Source organism: Paraburkholderia sp. FW306-02-B, assembly GCF_058782725.1.
On record NZ_JBYSXZ010000002.1, the window covers coordinates 748,887 to 767,064 of the forward strand.

Here is an 18,178-nt window from a genome sequence, read left to right on the forward strand (position 1 = left end):
GGGTTCGCTCAAGAATGGTGAACGGACGGATGCGGCGTTAGCGCGCGGCGTCGCCCAGAATGGCGAGACTATCGGCGAAGATTTCGTCGACACTTAGCGTGCGCGGCAGCAACTGCTGTTGCTCGCAGAACGCAAGAGTTTCCTCAAGCGGACCGCGGAGCGCGTCGTAGCCGAACAGCAGCTTGTCCGGCTTGCCGGCGTTCTCCGCGGCGACCGATGCGTTGCCGCGGCACAGCAGGTCATACACCGCACGCACGGCGTGCGGCTGTGTGTCGGCCAGCGCCTTCGTTACCACGACGACGTGATTGATCGGCACATAACGATGGAGGGCGTACCACGCACGGTCGGCGGCGGCCGCATCGTCGATCAGCGGTTCGAGCCCCGGCTCGTCCGGCAAATCGTTGCCGAGGATGGCGGCATCGAGTTCGCCCGCGCGAAGCATCGACAACAGTTGCCTGGCGGGTTCGGCGCGGTGCACGAACGGCGGATCGCGATACTCCTCCAGATGCGCGCCTTCGATCGTGACCCATTCGATCTGATCGAGCGGTACGCCGTAGGTTTGCGCGAGAATGGCGCGCACCCACATACCGGTGGTCTGCGAGTAGGCGCGTACGCCGACTTTCTTGCCCGCGAGAGTGCCGACATCGAGTTTGCCGCGCTGGGCATTATAAATAATGCAGCCTTGCTGGAAGCGCGCGGCCACGACCGTAGGCAACAGCACGACCGGCTTGCCGTAGGCTTTCGCCTGCAGATACGTGACGATTGCCATTTCGCTGACGTCGTACACCTGACGGCGCGCCATCGGTGCGAATGCGCGGTGAATCGGTTCGACGTCCTCAAACACGAATTCGACGGCAGGGTCGGTCAGTTCGCCGGCTTTCAGCGCCCGCGTGTGCGGATAGGTTTTCAGCGCTGTCTTCAGGCGCAGCGGTTGCGTAGAGGTACTCACGGTCGTGTTTTCCTGTTTCGTTCGAAGCGGACGTATCAAGCGGCGAGCGCCGGATAAATCGTGCGCGCGGTGCCGCCGAAGATCGCTTCGCGCGCATCGGCGGGCAGCATCGACAGACTCTCGCGGGCATCGGCGAGCAGTTGCGGCAGCGCGCCTTCGGCAGCCGGAAAATTCGAACCCCACGCGATGCGATGCGCGCCGAATGCGTCGAGCACGCGCGGGAAGAAGGCGGCGGGCGTCGAGGCGCCACGCGCGGCTTCGGCGATCGTGCGGTTCGTGAGTTTCAGATACACGCCCTGATGCGACGCGAGGCTGAAGAGCGGTGCAGCCGCTTCGTACGGCGGACCGCCGGCGAGTTCGGGACGTGCAAGGTGATCGAGCAATACCCGGATCTCCGGAAAGCGCGCGAGCATGTTCAGGAGCGCGGGAATGCCTTGCGCGGTCATCTGCAGGCAGATCGGCACGTTGTGGCGCTGTGCGTATTCCCACACCGGGAACGAGCGTTCGTCGTCGAGCCAGCCCGCCTGGCCGGGCATCGTGCTGCCGGTCGTGAAAAGGCGCAGCCCGGAGAGGCCTGCGTCGAGCCAGCGCTGCATCCGCGTGACGGCGTCGCTTGCCAGCACGTCGACCGAGAACACGCCTGCGAAGCGGCCGGGATGGCTGCGCACCGCTTCGACCACATAACTATTGTCGTTGCCGTACACCGTCGAGGCCTGGACGACCGCCGCACGATCGATGCCGGCTTCGTCCATCGACGCGAGCAGGCCTTCAAAGCTGACGGGACGCTTCGCCGACCATTCCGACTGGTGACCGCCGACCGGCGCGAGAGGATAGCGTTGTTTATCTGGGGAAATTGCGTGAGTGTGCGTGTCAATGACGACGGACATGAACGTGCTCCTGACTGGAAACTTCTTGATCGAATGGGCGTTACTGTAAGTGAGATGTAGTCGAAGCCCTCAATATGAAGTGCGCCGATAGGCATAAATTATGGTTAAGCTACGGGTTTTTACATAGCAACTCAGGAGAGTCGATGGGTGTAATCGAGCGTACGTCATCGGATGACGATCTGACGCGATTAAGGCGTCTCTTCCTGTTCGATGCAGTGTGCGAAGCAGGTGGGATAGGACAGGCGGCGGCCCGCTCGGGGCGCACGCAGCCTGCGGTGAGCCTCGCCATCAGCAAGCTGGAAGCGAGTTTCGGCGGTCAGCTGTTCGAGCGCGGTTTCGGCGGCAGCGAATTGACGGAGGAGGGCGTGATCCTGCAACGGCGCGTGCGTCGCATGCTCGACCAGATGGAGCGTGCGGTTGCGAGCCTGACTGGCCAATCGACGGCAGCGAACGTGGGCAAGATTTGCCGCCATCTGACCGATACGCAGGTGCGCTGCCACGTCGCGATTGCAAATGCGGGATCGGCGGCAGAGGCCGCCCGGTTATTGGGCATCTCGCAGCCGGCTGTGCATCGGGCGGCGCGGCAGATCGAGCTGAATGTCGGCGTGTCGCTTTACCGGCGGCGTGTGCACAGTGTGTCGGCCAATCCCGCAGGCATCGAATTCGCGCGTTGTCTGAGTCTGGCGCTCTACGAAATCGCGCAGGCGAGCGAGGATCTGGCATACGCCCGCGGGCAGCTCACCGGGAAAGTGGCGATCGGCGTCTTGCCGTTACTGCCGCCACGCCTCGTCGCGCGCGCCATTCAGCGACTGCGCAACCGCTATCCTGCTGCGCGCGTCACAGTCGATGAAGGCTCCCATGCGCGTCTCCTGCGCGAACTACGCATTGGCGCGATCGATATCATCATCGGTGGGCTGCGCGAGCCCCGCCTCACGGGGTCCGTGCAGGAGACGGAGCTGTTTGCCGACCCTTACGTGGTGGCCGTCCGCAAGGGACATCGACTGGCCGGGCAGAAAACCGTCGCGGCTCGCGACCTTGCCAATTACGACTGGGTCGTGCCACAGCGCAATGTGCCGCGACGCGCGGTGATCGATTCGCTCTTCGCCCGGCTGCCAGTCAAGCCGCCGCTGGTGGTCGAGACCAGTTCGCTCGCGATGATGATAGCGATGCTGGTGGAAAGCGATTGCATCACGCTCCTGTCGCGTGCGCAGATTCGCGAGGCCTATCCGGGGAGCGAGATGGTCGCGTTGGAGCTGGAGACGCCTGAGGCAAGCCGGGCGGTCGGATATACCTTGCGTACCGACTGGCTCGGCACCGCCGTCCAGCAGGCCTTTGTTGAGCATCTGCGCGAGGAATGTGCGTCTCGAATCTGACCGCAGGCTATGACGTGCGGTTGATTTTCCCCGCGTCGGGAGCCATGTTCCAACAATGCTTCCAAGGTTTCTACGCAGTCTGTGCGGATAACGCTGGAGCGGGTGCGCCGACCACCACCCCCATGTCGTCGACCGCCGCTTCCTACGCGGTCATCGCATGCGCGAAATGGTGGCCCATGGACTCGTCGGGGGCAGTGATTTGCGCGAACTTCGCCCACATCTTCCAGTGCGACTCGCCGCCGCGCACCACACCTCTGTCGTCATATAGCGAAGGCAGGGAGATAAGTTGCTCCGGCAGCCGATATCGACGCTCGCATCCGGCGTCGGGCATCATGCCGCGCCTGTACTGGATCGACAGCACCGCCGCGGAAATCGCGAGTTGCCGTGCCGACGGCAGCGATGTGCGGCGCTACTTCGCGCCGACCCACATCGGCTCGATGGCGCTGAGGGAGCAGGGCGGTGCGATCGTCGCGCTGGCGAACGGCCTGCATTTCTACGATTTCGATGCGCAGACCGTGCGGCTGATCGCCGACCCGGAGCGCGATGAAGCCGAGACACGCTTCAACGACGGTAAGGTCGACCGGCGCGGCCGCTTCATCGCGGGTACGATGGCCTACGATCACGACCGCTACGACGCGGATCGTGGCCAGCGTCCGACGCGCAGCGGCGCGCTATACCGGCTCGATACCGATGGATCGGTGACCCGGCTCGATGGCGGCATCAGCTGTTCGAACGGACCGTGCTGGAGCCCGGATAACCGAACGCTGTATTTCACCGACACCTACGAGAAACTGATGTACGCGTACGACTATGACATCGAAACGGGCGCGGCGACGAACCGGCGCGTGTTCGCGTCAGCACGCGAGATGGCCGGTACATTCGATGGTGCGACCGTCGACGAGGAAGGCTATGTCTGGAGTGCGCTCGTGTTCGGTGGGCGCATCCTGCGTTTCGCGCCGGACGGAAGGCTGGACCGGGTTGTGCCGTTTCCCGTGCGCAACCTGACGAGCGTGATGTTCGGTGGTCCGAACCTCGACGTGCTCTACGTCACGACGATGGGGCGGCCGATTTGGGGTATTCCGCAGAAGGAAAAGAACAAGGGCGGGCTGTTCGCCGTCTCCGGGTTGGGCGCGCGGGGCTTGCCGGAGCCGCGATACGCCGGCTGATTCCGGGAGTAACACCATGAGCCTTGTGGGAAAGTCGAACCTCGCCGCATGACGATGTATCCCGCCGACAGAGGGCTACTCGGCTCTGTCAAGTTGCTGAGAGTGAGTCGAGGTGATGGTTGGGGTGTTGCAACCTTCAGAAAGCAGTCGACGGATTAAGGATGGCCACCCCCGCCCCACGAGCGGGTTACGCTTGCGGAGTATTTCCTTATCGGCACGGCAAAGCCGTGTTTCGCAGGCAGGTGGGCCGCGCAAGCAACTGGTCGAGTTCTTCGCCACTTTGCAACCGTGCACCGTAGTCATGGAAGCCTTGATACGGCAGCACCCGGGACTTTCACACTGGTACCGTGGGACGGCATGCGTGATGCACTGGCTCGCGACTAGTTCGATTTACTGGATAATGCGAATTATCGAGTGCAGTTGAAACCGGCAAAGAGCGCGCATGCAGATCAAATGGCTGGAAGATTTCAGGGAACTGGCAAAGACGCGCAGTTTCAGCCGTGCAGCCGAAAATCGTAGCGTTACCCATCCGGCCTTCGGTCGACGCATCAGGGCGCTAGAGGAATGGGTGGGGACAGCGTTGGTCGACCGCGGCGTGCAGCCGGTCGCCTTGACGCCAGCTGGGCGGCTATTTTTGGATGCTGCGTCCAATGCCATTGATGACTTGAATGAAGCACGCTGGTTACTGCGTGAAGTCGAACTCCCGGTCGCGCTCAAAATCGGTACGGGCAGGACCCTTGCGCGCACGTTCGTACCGGGCTGGTATCAGGACCTGTATGAGCAGCGCGGCCCTTTTCCGATTAGCGTGACGACCGGTGGCACGCAGGGAGGCGTGCTGGAACTCGCCGACGGCACGACCGACCTGCTCATATCCTATGCGAGTCCGCAGGCCGATGCGTTGCTCGATCCGCGGAAATACGACCACTGCCGGTTAGACAGCGAGACGCTTGTACCGGTCAGCATTCCCGATAAGCGCGGACATCCGCGTTTCAGGCTGCCCGGTTCGGCCGGCTCGCCGTTGCCATGGCTTGCGTTTTCCCGCGGCCTGACGCTTCGGCAAATCCTCGACAGTCATCTCGCAGCGGCTGACCAGAAAGCCTTTCTAACGCCCGTGTTCCAGGCCGATTTCTATGAGGCTGTAGAGGAAATGGCCTTGCGGGGTTTCGGCATGGCGTGGCTGCCGCACCGGCTGGTAAAGAACGACCTCGGCGCTGGCGCGTTGTGTCTTGCGGGCGTCAAGGAATGGAACATCCGCGTTGACATCAGCATGTACCGCGTACGCAGCAATCAGAACGCATTGCTGGACGAGGTCTGGAAGCTTGCCATCTCCAACGCACAGCGGCTGGGCTAGCAACAAACGCTCGCCACCCGTACGCAACGGCGGTTGCTCAAAGTAGCCCGACCTTGTGCCAAAACGGCACAGACGGTCTTTTTGCGCTCCATAGACTCCTTCGAACCCCTCGCCGACTAGACGGACAAACCTGGCGGGGAGACTTTGAGGAGAGAACCATGCTCGCGAGAACGCTCGGCATGAAAGATGGCGACAACGCGGATCGTCCAGAGGACGCGTTGCTTAACACCACCGCGACGTCACAGCGACCAGCCGCCTGGCGCGCAGTGCTGGCGGCGAGCGTCGGAAACGCGCTCGAATACTACGATCTGCTGATCTATGGCTATTTCGCCATCACCATCGGCAAGCTTTTTTTCCCAACCGGCGACGACTGGACTTCACTGATGCTGTCCGTCGGCACCTTCGGCATCTCGTTCATCATGCGGCCGCTCGGCTCCATTGTGCTGGGTAGCTATGCGGACCGCGCAGGGCGCAAGGCTGCACTCACCTGGTCCATCCTGCTGATGATGATCGGCACAGCGATGCTCGCTCTCGCACCGACCTATGCGCGTATCGGACTGTGGTCCCCCGCGCTCGTGATCGTCGCGCGGTTGCTGCAGGGATTTTCCACTGGCGGCGAATTCGGCGCCGCGACGGCCTTCATGGTCGAGCACGCCGATGGCAAGCGGCTGGGTTACAACGGCAGTTGGCAAGCATCGACTCAAGGTCTCGCGACCGTCCTTGCCGCCGGTCTTAGTACGGTACTGACCTATACGCTCAGCACGCAGCAGATCGATGCCTGGGGCTGGCGAGCAGCCTTCCTGTTCGGTTTGCTGATCGGGCCGATCGGCCTCTACATCCGTCGCTATACACCGGAAACGCCAGAGTTCCTTGCGCTGCAGGCGACTAGCCGAAGCGATCGACGCGAGGTTTCTCCGTTACGCGATACGCTGACGATCGGCTTGCCCGGTATTTTGCTCGGTGCGGGCGTAGTGGTGGCGGTGACGGCGTTCAGCTACGTGCAAAAGGTGTATATGCCCACCTATGCCGTTAAGCAGCTGCATATCGCAACGAGTGCGTCGCTGGTCTGTACGATGGTAACCGGCGTCATGCTGATGGTGATGGCCCCGTTTTTTGGTTTGCTGTCGGACAGATATGGGCGCATCCGCGTGATTGCCATCGCGATGATCGTGATCGCCGTGTCCACGTATCCGATGTTTTCCACCATGGTCGCGTATCCGACCTTTGCGACGCTGCTGGTGACCCAGGCTATCGTTGGCGTGCTGCTTGCGGCGATTCTCGCGCCCTTGCCGGCGCTGCTCTCCGAGATATTCCCAACCCGTACCCGAGGCACCGGACTGGCGCTGAGCTACAACTTGTCCGTGACGATTTTCGGCGGCTTTTCGCCACTGATCGTGACCTGGCTGATCGGAACGACACACAACAAGACATCGCCCAGTTTCTACGTGCTGGCTACAACGTTGATCAGCCTCGCCGCGTTGTGGCTGCTGCGCCGCCGCAGCGCATTTCGGCACGGCACCGACTGACGCGACGACACGTTCTTTGGGAAAACTAAAAATGACGACACTAGCAGCGCTTCGCGCCACGTTGCCGAGCTATCCGATCGAGCTGGATAAGCCTGATATTCGCCGCTGGCGGACCGGTCAGGACGGTATCGACTATGTCCAAAGTTTCGACAGTGGGGTGGCCGGCCCACACGTGATGATCAACGCACTCACTCATGGCAACGAGATGTGCGGTGCAATAGCGCTCGACATCTTGCTGGCTTCGGGCCTGCGACCGAGCCGGGGACGATTGACGCTGTCGTTCGCGAACGTGGCGGCGTACGACCGATTCGATCCGGCCGATCCAGACGCCACGCGTTATATCGATGAAGACATGAACCGCCTGTGGGCGCCTGAAAGGCTGGACGGACCGGACGACAATCTCGAGTTGCGCCGGGCGCGTGAACTGCGTCCGCTCATCGATACCGTGGACTTTCTGTTCGACATTCATTCGATGCACGAGAAGTCGGCGCCCCTGATTCTCACTGGCCCGCTCGCGAAGGGCGTAGCGCTAGCGCGGCAGATGGCGGCGCCAGCTCATCTGATGATCGACGAAGGCCATGCCGCAGGGCGCCGCTTGCGCGACTATGGCGGCTTCGGCGATCCGGACAGCGACAGAAACGCGCTGCTGATCGAATGCGGACAGCATTTTGAGAAAGCGGGCCGGGACGTTGCGCTTGATGCTGTATGCCGGTTCCTGACAAGCACCGGCGTGATCGATTCGGCGTCTGTCGCACCATGGATGAAGTCGGCTTCACCACTACGGCCACAATGCATCCGCGTGACTCACGCGGTCGCGGCGGACTCGACGGACTTCCGCTTCACCGATGACTTCCGCGGCATGGAAGTGATTGCCGAGGCAGGCACGCTGATCGCCGTCGACGGCGCGCGCCGGATCGTCACTCCTTACGACAACTGCGTGTTGTTGCAGCCGTCTCTGCGCCATCTCAGCAAGGGAGTCACCGTGGTCAGGCTCGGCAAGATGGACGACTCGGCGTGATTTCAGAGAGGCTATGCCGGCGCTTCGCGAACAAGCGGAACACACCGCGTGCAATCTCGCAGCCTTATTCATTCGAAGAAACATTCCTTCAACGGCACAAGCGCGGCACCGATTCCCGCCGCGTTGCCATTCGCTTCGCCGAGCACGAGCATCGGCCTTGGTGGGGCGACGCCATATCGATGCTTTTCGAGCGCAGCGCAAGAGGCGATCCATAAAGGGATGGCGCTGTGCTGCGATGCGCGGACGTGAACGACGCCCTGGCGTGCAATGCCCCCGTCGCTGGCGGCCTCGGGCAACGGCGTGCATACCTGTGCCGGCGTCGTCAGTCAGGAATATCGGGCTCGACCAACTTTGCCAACTGAACAAGCGACTCCTGCCAGCCGAGGTAGCACATCTCTACAGGAATGACCTCGGGCACGCCCTCCTGCACAATGGTGAGCTCGGTTCCGCACGATACCTGCCGCAATGAAATGGTGGCGTGCATCTGGCCGGGCAGGTTCGGGTTGTCGAACCGGTCCGAGTAGCGGATCTTCTCGAACGGCACCAGTTCGACGTACTCGCCGCCGAACGAGTGGCTATTGCCGGTGCCGAAGTTACGGAAGGACATCTTGTAAGTGCCGCCAACGCGGGCATCCATATGGTGGACCTGACAGGTGAACCCGTAGGGAGGAAGCCACTTCGCTATCGCATCGGGTTCGAGGAAGGCTCGATAGATGCGTTCGGGAGTAGCGCGCAAGACGCGTTGGAGACGGACGGTTCCGGTAGTCATGGTGTGCTCGCCTTTCACTAGAGAAGTTGAACATACTCCTACGACGATTCGGCGACGCCGGTATCGACATAGGTTAAGACCAGGAAAAACCCGTAGGCACCGGTAAGTTCACCCGCTCAGGAATTGGGTGCATGATGACCTACACCGTTTGATCGTCGAAACCTTGAATAGATAGTCCGCGAGCCTGGTCCATGACACCTGCGTTTCGCTGACTTGTCGAATCGCACGTCAACCATGGCGCAGGAGGGAGCAATGTCTGGGCACCAGGTCACTTTGAGCGAGGCGTTCATCGCGCAGCAGCGCAAGCGCCTTGAGGCACTGCGCCGGGAACTACTGGGCGGAGGGGAAAATACGCTCGCAAACGAGCGGACGGCGCAGGAGCAGCATGGCGACGAGGCCGAGGAGCTCGAGGACGAGGCGCAAGGAATGGCGCAGCGTGAGGTCAGCCAGGCGCTACGTGACCTGAACCACCGGCGCCTCAGAGACATCGAGCGGGCGCTGCAGAAGATCGCGGATGGTACCTATGGTCTCTCCGATGCTAGTGGTCAGCCGATACCGAAAGCCCGGCTCGAATCAACTCCTGAGGCTAGCCTCACCGTTGAGGAGCAGCGTAGCCGTGAGTCCCGCTAAGGCCGCGCGGCAACCTCGTCCAGGTGGTCCAGCAGGTCGGCGGGATCGTCGTAGACGCGTAGTGCGCCTGCGCGTTCCAGCTCATCGGTGCCATATCCGCCTGACAGCAACCCTACGCCCAGCGCGCGACATCGCTGGGCGGCGAGCATGTCCCAGATACTGTCGCCCACTACGACCGCTTGCTCGATCGGTACGCCAAGGCGCTCCGCTGCCGCAATGAACAGGTCCGGGTCCGGCTTCGCGTATTTGACGTCATCGCGTGTCACGACAACGGCTTTCGCTGGATCGACACCCAGCGCCTCCAGATTGAGCGCCGCGGTCTCCATGCGGCCGCTGGTCGCCACCGCCCACGGGGTTCCGGCCTGCGTCAGCGCGTCGAGCAGTTCTCGAGCGCCCGGCAGCGGGCACACTTGGGCGCGCAATCGTTGATAGGCGGCAGCATGGGCATAACGAAGCCGCTCGCCCAGTTCGGCGCTGATCTCATGGTGCGTTTCCCGCAGAAGCTGGGCAGTAAAGAGGCCGCCGCTCATGCCAATCTTGCGATGAATTCGCCAGACCGACAGCGGAATGCCTTCGCTGTCGAGCGCCTCTTTCCAGGCCAGCACGTGCTGATAAACGCTATCAACGAGCGTTCCGTCGAGATCGAATAGAAATGATGTTTGAATTCGCATAATGGGCTCCTTCGATAACTGCTTCCGTCAAGAAAAGTAGCGCCGCGTAGATGCCACGTGGTCGAGACGGGTCTGGGTGCGTTGGCGGTTGTAGCATATCTCGATGTTTTGGCTCACTGTGTGACACTGCGACGTGACCGCACGGAACAATGCCTGCGTCGCCAGATGCTTCGTCATACGCTCGCTCATCACATAGCCAACCCGTTCGCCGGTCTTCGCGGCACGCCTTTGGCGGCATTTCACCAATGCCTATCATCGGAAAAACCAACGTTCCCTTATTCACGATCCATCCATAGAATTCAAGGACGTATTTGGGGTTTCGTTATGCCACCCGCGCTCAAGTTCTGTTTGCTGGGAAGCAGGTTATGCACGCGCTGAATATTGGCTCTCTCAAAGCACAGCGCTCGACGAGGCACGCGATCAGGGTGATCCGGTCATCGAGCCCATCAAGCGGATCGTGCGGCGACATCATCTGGGCGCCCGCGCTCGAAGGCGGCAGCGTGCTGTCCATGCGCGGCGGCGACTTCGAACTACATCTTGGCGAAGACCTGTCGATCTCGGCTACGCGAGCCGTACCGACACGGTAGTGCTCCGCTATCTGCGCGAGACGCCGCTGCTTAATCGCTGACTGCGCGCTGACGGCGTACGGACTCCCAGCCGGGCACCGTTGACTGTGCACGCCCGCCACCGCTCGATCTGTACCTTTCGCGGCGTCTCAACCCAACTAGACTGAAACGCAATTTAAGCCTTACGCCGTGATGCGGCGTATCTCCCAAGCAAGATAGTCTCCAGGTCCCCTGGGGCAGTTCATGGAGTCTCATATGACCACGCGACGCGAAGTGCCGGGAATCCGACCGTATGAAGGACCCGCTGGAGGTTGGGGGGCGCTCCGGGCGACAGCGCAAGCCGTCCGGACACAAATGGAAAGCATCGAGGCGCCGATTACGTTGATGCGGACGAATCAGCCCGACGGCTTCGACTGCCCCGGCTGTGCATGGCCCGACAAGGAGCACCGCTCCACGTTCCAGTTCTGCGAAAACGGCGCGAAAGCCGTCACGTGGGAAGCGACCACCAAGCGCGTTCCGCCGGAATTTTTCGCTGGCAACACCGTCACGTCGCTTCTGCAAAAGACCGACTACGAACTGGAGGACATGGGCCGGCTCACGCATCCACTCGTGTACGACCGTGCGACTGATACGTTTCGCGCCGTCGAATGGGAGGATGCGTTTGCGCGCATCGGCGAGATTCTGCGTGCGCTATCACCGGATCAGGTCGAGTTTTATACGTCGGGGCGCGCCTCGAACGAAGCCGCGTATCTGTACCAGTTGTTCGCCCGCGAATATGGTACGAACAATTTCCCCGATTGCTCGAACATGTGCCACGAGCCCACCAGCGTGGGCCTGCCGCAATCGATCGGCATCGGCAAAGGCACGGTTTCGTTAGACGATTTCGACTCGGCGGAACTCATCATTTCGATCGGCCACAATCCCGGCACGAATCACCCGCGCATGATGGGTACGCTCCATGAAGCAGCGCGGCGCGACGTCCCGATCATCGTGTTCAATCCGCTGCGCGAGCGCGCGCTAGAGCGCTTCGCCGATCCGCAGAGCATGATGGAGATGGCGACCTTTGGGTCGACCCGGATTGCGTCGACTTATTTCCAGGTCGACGCGGGCGGCGACGCGGCCGCACTCAAGGGGATCATGAAGTCGTTGCTCCAGATGGAGGCCGGGCAGGGGAACGTTCTTGACCAGGAATTCATTGCGGCGCATACCGAAAGATTCGATGCCTTCGCCGCAGACCTCGAAGCGACCTCATGGGACGACATCGAAAAGGCAAGCGGCCTCACGCGCGCGGACCTCGATCACGTCGCCATCGCCTATGCAAAGTCGAACGCGACGATCGTCACCTACGGCATGGGCGTGACACAGCACAACAAAGGCACAGCCAACGTCCGCCTGATTGCTGACCTGTTACTGCTGCGCGGCAACTTCGGCAAGCCCGGGGCCGGCATCTGCCCGCTGCGGGGGCACTCCAACGTTCAGGGCAACCGTACCGTCGGCATTACCGAGAAGCCGTCCAAGGAGTTCCTCAAGCTGATTGAGAACGCGTGTGGCTTCACGCCACCGTCCGATCATGGGCACGATGCGGTCCAGGCCATGCAGGCGATGATCGACGGCACGGCGAAGGCGCTCATTTGTCTGGGCGGAAACTTTGCCGTCGCCTTGCCCGACTCCGAACAGTCCTTCCCCGCGATGGCCAAACTCGACCTGGGCGTGCATATCGGCACCAAGCTCAATCGTACGCACCTGCTGGTCTCGAAGGAAACGTACCTATTCCCTTGCCTCGGCCGAACCGAGCTCGATATCCAGACGGGAGGACGGCAATCGATCACGGTGGAGGACTCGATGTCAATGGTCCACGCATCGGCCGGGAAGCTCACGCCGGCGTCCGAGCACTTGCGTTCGGAACCTGCAATCGTCGCGGGTATGGCGCGTGCCACATTGCCGAACACCAGGCTGCCGTGGATGGAGCTTATCGCCGACTACGACAGGATCCGGGATCTGATTGAGCAGACCGTTCCAGGATTCGAAGACTTCAACGCGCGCATCAGAACGCCTGGCGGATTCCGGCTACCACTTCCGCCGACAGAGCGCCAATGGCATACCCCATCGGGCAAGGCGATGTTCTCGGTGTACGGCGGCGTGAAGGAGGACGCCGACGTCTTCGGTGCGGAAAACGTGCTGCGTCTGATCACGCTCCGTAGCCATGATCAATACAACACCACCATTTATGCCATGGACGATCGTTATCGAGGCGTATTCGGGCGGCGTGACGTCCTGTTCATGAACGAAGCGGACATGGCCACGTACGGAATCGAACACGGCGATCTGGTGGACATCGAAACGGTGACCTCTGGCAGGCAGCTTCGGATGAAGAACCTGACCGCGATCATCTACAACATCGCGAAGGGTTCGGTGGGGGCGTATTACCCGGAAGCAAACGTTCTGGTTCCGCTCGACTACATTGACAAGGAGAGCGGTACGCCCTCTTACAAGTCTGTTCCAGTTCATGTCGTTCGCGCAGCGACGAACTGACGCATGCCGTCGTCACCTGGAGCTATTGACTCATCATGGAAATCTTCGACGCATTTCATCTCGCCAGGTTGCAGTTTGCGTTCACGGTGTCGTTTCATATCGTCTTTCCGGCGATCAGCATCGGCATGGCCAGCTTCCTCGCCGTGCTGGAGTGGCGCTTTCTGCTGACCGGTGACAAGGCCTACAAGGATATGTACCTGTTCTGGTCGAAGATCTTTGCGGTCGGCTTCGGGATGGGCGTCGTCTCCGGCGTCGTGATGGCCTATGAGTTCGGCACCAACTGGAGCGGATTCTCCTTGATTGCCGGCAACATCACCGGGCCGCTCCTAACCTATGAGGTGCTGACCGCGTTCTTTCTCGAAGCCGGATTTCTCGGCGTCATGCTGTTCGGCTGGCATCGCGTGGGTCCGCGTGCGCATTTCTTCGCGACGCTGATGGTTGCGGTCGGCACGCTGATTTCGACGTTCTGGATTCTCGCGTCGAATAGCTTCATGCAAACGCCGCAGGGATACGCGATCGAAAATGGCCGCATCGTCCCTGTCGATTGGCTGAAAGTGATTTTCAACCCGTCGTTTCCCTATCGGCTCGCGCACATGACGATTGCCGCGTTCATCGTGGCGGCCTTCATCGTCGCCGCATGCGGCGCCTGGCACCTGCTCCATGAACGGCGCGACGTGCCGGTCAAGCGCAGCTTTTCGATGGCGCTGTGGATCCTGCTGTTGCTGACGCCGATACAGATTTTCGTCGGTGACGCGCATGGACTGAACACGCGTGAATATCAGCCTGTGAAGATCGCGGCCATCGAAGGGCTGTGGGAAACCGAGCACGGCGGCACCGCGCTCAACCTGTTCGGTCTGCCCGACATGGACGCGGAGGTCACGCGATACGCGCTCCAGATACCGCATCTCGGCAGCCTGATCCTGACGCATAGCTGGGACGGCGAGATTCGCGGCATGAAGGCGTTTCCGCCTGAGGATCGCCCGTATTCGCCCATCGTGTTCTGGACCTTCCGGATCATGGCGGGTCTCGGCATGCTGATGCTATTGACCGCGCTCATCGGCCTGCTGCTCAGACTGCGCGGCCGACTTTACGAGACCCGATGGTATCAATGGTTCGTGTTGTGCATGGGTCCGTCCGGCATCCTGGCGCTGCTGGCCGGGTGGATCACGACGGAAGTGGGCCGCCAGCCCTGGACAGTCTACGGCGTCGTGCGGACGGTGGACTCCGTCTCGCCGATCAGCTCCCAGCAAGTGGGCGTTTCATTGCTGATCTTTGTACTGGTGTATTTCCTGGTGTTCGGCATGGGTGTCTACTACATGCTGAAGATCATGAAGAAGGGCCCGGCGGCGGGCCTCGAAAGCAGCGAATCGATGAAGTACCCGGGATTGCACAACCGCGCACTGGACGCTTTGGAAGGAGAATAACGCCATGCCAATCGATCTTCCTGTCGTCTGGGCCATCATTATCGGACTCGGTGTCTTTATCTACGTGATGCTCGACGGGTTCGATCTCGGCATCGGCCTGCTGTTTCCGTTTTTCGAGGCAAAAGGCGATCGGCAGGTGATGCTCAATACCATCGCACCGGTCTGGGACGGTAACGAGACGTTTCTCGTGCTTGGCGGCGCCGGGCTTTACGGCGCGTTCCCGGTGGTCTATTCGACGCTCCTGCCCGCGAATTATCTCCCTCTGATCCTGATGGTCGTGGGCCTGATCTTCCGCGGGGCGGCCTTCGAGTTGCGTGCCAAGGCCACCCGGACCCAGCACGCCTGGGATCTCGCCTTCATCGGCGGTTCGGCGCTCGCGGCGCTCTGCCAGGGCATTGTGCTGGGGTCACTGCTGCAAGGCATCAAGATCGTCGGCAACCGCTTCGCCGGCGCCCCGTTCGACTGGCTTTCTCCGTTCAGCCTGTTCTGCGGCATCGGCGTACTCATGACCTATGCGGCGCTCGGCTGTGGCTGGCTCATTCTGAAGACGGACGGGGAATTGCAGCGCAAGATGCGAGAGCTAATGCGGCCGCTCGTGAGCGTCCTTCTGGCAACTATTGCTATCGTCAGCCTGTGGACAGTAGTTGGATTGCCTGCCGTAGCGCAGCGCTGGTTTGGAAGCGGCAATCTCGGATGGTTTTTGCCCGTGCCGATACTTGTGATTCTCTGCGTCTGGGGCATCTTCCGCTCTATTCGGCTGCAACACGAAGCCATGCCGTTCCTCTTGACGCTCGCAATCTGTTTCCTCGGCTACACCGGCTTGGTCATCAGCATCTGGCCGTACATCGTGCCGCCGTCCCTGACTATCTGGGACGCCTCGTCGAGCCACTCGAGCCAGTTGTTTGCGCTGGTCGGCACAGTGATCGTGCTGCCGGTTATCCTTGTCTACAATGTCATGCAGTATCGCGTATTCCGGGGCAAGGTGCGGGAAGGGGACGCCGGCTACCACTGATGGTGACGGCGCAGTCAGTACACTAAAAAGAGCACGTCATGATTGTTAGGCCAGGGCAAAACTGGTTCAAATTGCTGTTTGTCTGGAACGGCTCCGTGCTGCAGTCGATTATTCCGCAGCTGACTTTCATGGCGATTGTCAGCAGTCTCGCTGTCGTGACGCAAGGACGCATTTTCGGCGAGAAGATTCCGCTTAATACGGCGCCCTTCACGTTATTCGGCCTTGCTCTCGCGATCTTCCTTGCGTTTCGCAATAACGCAAGCTACGAGCGGTTCAATGAGGCGCGCCATCTTTGGGGCAGCCTCTTGATCTCGGCGCGCGCGCTGACCTCGCAGAGGCTGTGTTATGTCCCGCAGGGCGCTGACAAGCTTTACATGGCCCATACCCTGATTGCGTGCGTCTATGCGCTGAAGCACCAACTGCGCGGGACCGACCCGACTGCGGATCTCCTTCGTTTTCTCGGCCGCACGCGAACCGAGGCGTTGCGGCACACCTGCTACAAACCGGTTGCGCTTCTCAATGAGATTCGCCGCGACTTCGCCGATCTGCACGATCGGGGATTGGCAACGGATACGAAGCTCTGGATGTTCGACGCGCAGATCAACGAATTGGGCAGGACGATTGGAGGATGTGAACGTATCGCCTCCACGCCGATTCCGTTTGCGTACAGTGTGTTGCTTCACCGCACCGTCTACGCCTATTGCGTGTTGCTGCCGTTCGGTCTCGTCGATTCGACGGAGTTCTTCACACCTCTTCTTTGTGTTTTCATTTCTTATACGCTAATCGCGCTCGAAGCGATTGCCAGTGAAGTCGCCGAGCCGTTCAGTGTCGCGCCGAATGCGCTGGCGCTCGACGCCATGACCCGCAACATCGAACGATCGATTCTCGAACTGTGCGGATGTGAACTTCCCGACGAGGTTGTACCACTGCGCTCTTATCAACTGACTTAAGGTGTGTCTATCGACGCATCCGGTCATCCTGCTCAGCGGTACGCGCGTCGGTTGCCTGGCCGCCACGCACCAGATGCGGCGCACAAACTGTACTCCTGGAATTCGGCACAGACTGTGCGTCCCCTACGCAGGACCGACGCACTATCCTGCCAGCAGGTCATTCACGGGCCGGCGCGCTTCCGATCAGAACGATGACTGCCGTTGCTCCTTGCCCCACCGCACGCTGCCCACCATCGGATAGATCGTGAATATCATCGACCAGCCAATACTCGCAGATATTGCAGCCCGCGATCGCGTATCCGTCGGCGGTGCCACGCCCACCCTCGACAAGCTCGATCGTCCGCTGCGGGACTTGCGTCTGTCCGTCATCGATCAATGCAACTTCCGCTGTACTTACTGCATGCCGCGCGACGTCTTCGGCGCAGACTACCCATTCCTACCGTCTTCAGAACGCCTGTCGTTCGGGCAGATCGTTAAGCTCGCGAGCGCGTTCGCTCTACTCGGGGTGGAGAAAATACGCATCACCGGCGGCGAACCGCTTTTGCGGCGTGGGCTCGAATCCCTGATCGAACAGCTTGCGAAACTGACGACCGTAAGCGGCAAACCGATGGAGCTCGCGCTCACGACAAACGGCTCCCTGCTTGCCGCGAAGGCGCGCTCGTTGCGCGATGCCGGCCTTGGCCGCGTGACGGTGAGCCTCGACGCGGTGGACGACGCCGTGTTCCGCCGGATGAGTGACGTCGACCTGCCTGTGTCGCGGATATTGGACGGCATCGAGACAGCGCGCGCGGTCGGACTCGAGCCGATCAAGGTCAACGCCGTGATCGAGCGAGGCGCGAACGACAGCCAGATCCTGCCGCTCGTCCGACTGTTCAAAGGCACCGGCGTGGCCGTGCGCTTCATCGAATACATGGACGTTGGCGGCGCGGGCGGCTGGTCGAACACGAAGGTGATCACGGCTCGCGAGACGCGCGACATCGTCGAATCGGCGTTCCCTCTGGTCCCCATAGCCGTTCGTGAACAGACGGGCACCGCCGTCAACTATCGCCATGCCGACGGTGCAGGCGAAGTCGGATTCATCGCGAGCGTATCGCAACCGTTCTGCGGGACGTGTTCGCGCGCCCGCGTATCGGCCGGCGGCCAATTTTATTCATGCCTGTTCGCCACAGATGGCACGGACCTCAGGCCCTGGCTCACTGACACCGCCTCAATCGAGCAACTGGCCGTGGCCGTTCGCAGCCAGTGGCTCCAGCGCGACGACCGTTACTCCGAGCTTCGTTCGACACAGCGCAGGCCGGGATCGGGAAAAGTCTACCCAACGGTCCGCATGTCGCTGGTCGGCGGCTGACGCCTG

General features: G+C 61.2%; 16 protein-coding genes and 2 pseudogenes. 13 read left to right on the plus strand and 5 right to left on the minus strand.

Annotated features, from left to right (window positions below; translation table 11 throughout):
• Positions 1-37: 37 nt before the first annotated feature.
• Positions 38-949 carry a substrate-binding domain-containing protein gene (locus AC3WOG_RS24335; RefSeq protein WP_492580459.1) on the minus strand — a complete coding sequence of 304 codons (912 nt, stop codon included), beginning with the start codon at positions 947-949 and terminating at the stop codon, positions 38-40.
• A gap of 35 nt (positions 950-984) precedes the next feature.
• Positions 985-1,836 (minus strand): amidohydrolase family protein, encoded by an 852-nt coding sequence (locus AC3WOG_RS24340; RefSeq protein WP_492580460.1) that lies wholly within the window; start codon positions 1,834-1,836, stop codon positions 985-987.
• 143 nt (positions 1,837-1,979) lie between these two features.
• On the opposite strand from AC3WOG_RS24340, the gene AC3WOG_RS24345 reads away from it, so the two are divergent.
• Positions 1,980-3,209 carry a LysR family transcriptional regulator gene (locus AC3WOG_RS24345; protein ID WP_492580461.1) on the plus strand — a complete coding sequence of 410 codons (1,230 nt, stop codon included), beginning with the start codon at positions 1,980-1,982 and terminating at the stop codon, positions 3,207-3,209.
• Between the two features lie 142 nt (positions 3,210-3,351).
• Here AC3WOG_RS24345 and AC3WOG_RS24350 read toward each other — a convergent pair whose 3' ends face one another.
• The gene (locus tag AC3WOG_RS24350; RefSeq protein WP_492580462.1) at positions 3,352-3,543 is read right to left on the minus strand and encodes a hypothetical protein; all 192 of its coding nucleotides are present in this window, start codon (positions 3,541-3,543) and stop codon (positions 3,352-3,354) included.
• Here AC3WOG_RS24350 and AC3WOG_RS24355 point away from each other — a divergent pair.
• The 5 genes and pseudogenes from AC3WOG_RS24355 to AC3WOG_RS24375 all read left to right on the plus strand — a co-directional run bounded on the left by AC3WOG_RS24355 (position 3,542) and on the right by AC3WOG_RS24375 (position 8,270).
• Positions 3,542-4,375, plus strand: a complete 834-nt coding sequence (locus AC3WOG_RS24355; RefSeq protein ID WP_492580463.1) for an SMP-30/gluconolactonase/LRE family protein — start codon at positions 3,542-3,544, stop codon at positions 4,373-4,375. The two genes, AC3WOG_RS24350 and AC3WOG_RS24355, sit on opposite strands and share 2 nt — an antisense overlap.
• Before the next feature lie 218 nt (positions 4,376-4,593).
• Positions 4,594-4,700 (plus strand): annotated as a pseudogene (locus AC3WOG_RS24360) (IS110 family transposase); the annotation flags it as partial.
• Between the two features lie 117 nt (positions 4,701-4,817).
• Positions 4,818-5,726 (plus strand): LysR substrate-binding domain-containing protein, encoded by a 909-nt coding sequence (locus AC3WOG_RS24365; protein WP_492580464.1) that lies wholly within the window; start codon positions 4,818-4,820, stop codon positions 5,724-5,726.
• Positions 5,727-5,905: 179 nt separating this feature from the next.
• Positions 5,906-7,252: an MFS transporter gene (locus tag AC3WOG_RS24370; protein ID WP_492582429.1), complete on the plus strand. Its 1,347-nt coding sequence runs from the start codon at positions 5,906-5,908 to the stop codon at positions 7,250-7,252.
• Positions 7,253-7,283: 31 nt separating this feature from the next.
• Positions 7,284-8,270 carry a M14 family metallopeptidase gene (locus AC3WOG_RS24375; protein ID WP_492580465.1) on the plus strand — a complete coding sequence of 329 codons (987 nt, stop codon included), beginning with the start codon at positions 7,284-7,286 and terminating at the stop codon, positions 8,268-8,270.
• A gap of 322 nt (positions 8,271-8,592) precedes the next feature.
• On the opposite strand, the gene AC3WOG_RS24380 is transcribed toward AC3WOG_RS24375, so the two are convergent.
• A complete protein-coding gene (locus AC3WOG_RS24380; protein ID WP_492580466.1) occupies positions 8,593-9,039 on the minus strand; it encodes an SRPBCC family protein in 447 nt (148 codons plus the stop codon).
• Positions 9,040-9,291: 252 nt separating this feature from the next.
• On the opposite strand from AC3WOG_RS24380, the gene AC3WOG_RS24385 reads away from it, so the two are divergent.
• The gene (locus AC3WOG_RS24385) at positions 9,292-9,669 is read left to right on the plus strand and encodes a TraR/DksA family transcriptional regulator (protein ID WP_492580467.1); all 378 of its coding nucleotides are present in this window, start codon (positions 9,292-9,294) and stop codon (positions 9,667-9,669) included.
• Here the strand turns inward: AC3WOG_RS24385 and AC3WOG_RS24390 are convergent.
• A complete protein-coding gene (locus AC3WOG_RS24390) occupies positions 9,666-10,340 on the minus strand; it encodes an HAD family hydrolase (protein ID WP_492580468.1) in 675 nt (224 codons plus the stop codon). The two genes, AC3WOG_RS24385 and AC3WOG_RS24390, sit on opposite strands and share 4 nt — an antisense overlap.
• 397 nt (positions 10,341-10,737) lie before the next feature.
• Here AC3WOG_RS24390 and AC3WOG_RS24395 point away from each other — a divergent pair.
• From AC3WOG_RS24395 to moaA, 6 genes and pseudogenes are all read left to right on the plus strand, one after another.
• A pseudogene (locus AC3WOG_RS24395) lies at positions 10,738-10,968 on the plus strand (encapsulin); the annotation flags it as partial.
• 193 nt (positions 10,969-11,161) lie between these two features.
• Positions 11,162-13,438: an FdhF/YdeP family oxidoreductase gene (locus AC3WOG_RS24400; RefSeq protein WP_492580469.1), complete on the plus strand. Its 2,277-nt coding sequence runs from the start codon at positions 11,162-11,164 to the stop codon at positions 13,436-13,438.
• A gap of 35 nt (positions 13,439-13,473) precedes the next feature.
• Complete coding sequence (locus AC3WOG_RS24405) at positions 13,474-14,862, plus strand: cytochrome ubiquinol oxidase subunit I (RefSeq protein ID WP_492580470.1); 1,389 nt, start codon at positions 13,474-13,476, stop codon at positions 14,860-14,862.
• 4 nt (positions 14,863-14,866) lie between these two features.
• The gene (cydB, locus tag AC3WOG_RS24410) at positions 14,867-15,874 is read left to right on the plus strand and encodes a cytochrome d ubiquinol oxidase subunit II (protein ID WP_492580471.1); all 1,008 of its coding nucleotides are present in this window, start codon (positions 14,867-14,869) and stop codon (positions 15,872-15,874) included.
• 38 nt (positions 15,875-15,912) lie between these two features.
• Positions 15,913-16,824, plus strand: a complete 912-nt coding sequence (locus tag AC3WOG_RS24415; protein ID WP_492580472.1) for a bestrophin family protein — start codon at positions 15,913-15,915, stop codon at positions 16,822-16,824.
• A gap of 244 nt (positions 16,825-17,068) precedes the next feature.
• Positions 17,069-18,172, plus strand: a complete 1,104-nt coding sequence (gene moaA / locus AC3WOG_RS24420; protein WP_492580473.1) for a GTP 3',8-cyclase MoaA — start codon at positions 17,069-17,071, stop codon at positions 18,170-18,172.
• Positions 18,173-18,178 lie beyond the last annotated feature (6 nt).

Excerpts from the sequence above, each read along its gene's own strand:
- AC3WOG_RS24340 (WP_492580460.1), bottom strand. The coding sequence starts at position 1,836 with ATGTCCGTCGTCATTGACACGCACACTCACGCAATTTCCCCAGATAAA.
- AC3WOG_RS24345 (WP_492580461.1), top strand. The coding sequence starts at position 1,980 with ATGGGTGTAATCGAGCGTACGTCATCGGATGACGATCTGACGCGATTA.
- AC3WOG_RS24355 (WP_492580463.1), top strand. The coding sequence starts at position 3,542 with ATGCCGCGCCTGTACTGGATCGACAGCACCGCCGCGGAAATCGCGAGT.
- AC3WOG_RS24350 (WP_492580462.1), bottom strand. The coding sequence starts at position 3,543 with ATGATGCCCGACGCCGGATGCGAGCGTCGATATCGGCTGCCGGAGCAA.
- AC3WOG_RS24365 (WP_492580464.1), top strand. The coding sequence starts at position 4,818 with ATGCAGATCAAATGGCTGGAAGATTTCAGGGAACTGGCAAAGACGCGC.
- AC3WOG_RS24370 (WP_492582429.1), top strand. The coding sequence starts at position 5,906 with ATGAAAGATGGCGACAACGCGGATCGTCCAGAGGACGCGTTGCTTAAC.
- AC3WOG_RS24375 (WP_492580465.1), top strand. The coding sequence starts at position 7,284 with ATGACGACACTAGCAGCGCTTCGCGCCACGTTGCCGAGCTATCCGATC.
- AC3WOG_RS24380 (WP_492580466.1), bottom strand. The coding sequence starts at position 9,039 with ATGACTACCGGAACCGTCCGTCTCCAACGCGTCTTGCGCGCTACTCCC.
- AC3WOG_RS24385 (WP_492580467.1), top strand. The coding sequence starts at position 9,292 with ATGTCTGGGCACCAGGTCACTTTGAGCGAGGCGTTCATCGCGCAGCAG.
- AC3WOG_RS24390 (WP_492580468.1), bottom strand. The coding sequence starts at position 10,340 with ATGCGAATTCAAACATCATTTCTATTCGATCTCGACGGAACGCTCGTT.
- AC3WOG_RS24400 (WP_492580469.1), top strand. The coding sequence starts at position 11,162 with ATGACCACGCGACGCGAAGTGCCGGGAATCCGACCGTATGAAGGACCC.
- AC3WOG_RS24405 (WP_492580470.1), top strand. The coding sequence starts at position 13,474 with ATGGAAATCTTCGACGCATTTCATCTCGCCAGGTTGCAGTTTGCGTTC.
- cydB (WP_492580471.1), top strand. The coding sequence starts at position 14,867 with ATGCCAATCGATCTTCCTGTCGTCTGGGCCATCATTATCGGACTCGGT.
- AC3WOG_RS24415 (WP_492580472.1), top strand. The coding sequence starts at position 15,913 with ATGATTGTTAGGCCAGGGCAAAACTGGTTCAAATTGCTGTTTGTCTGG.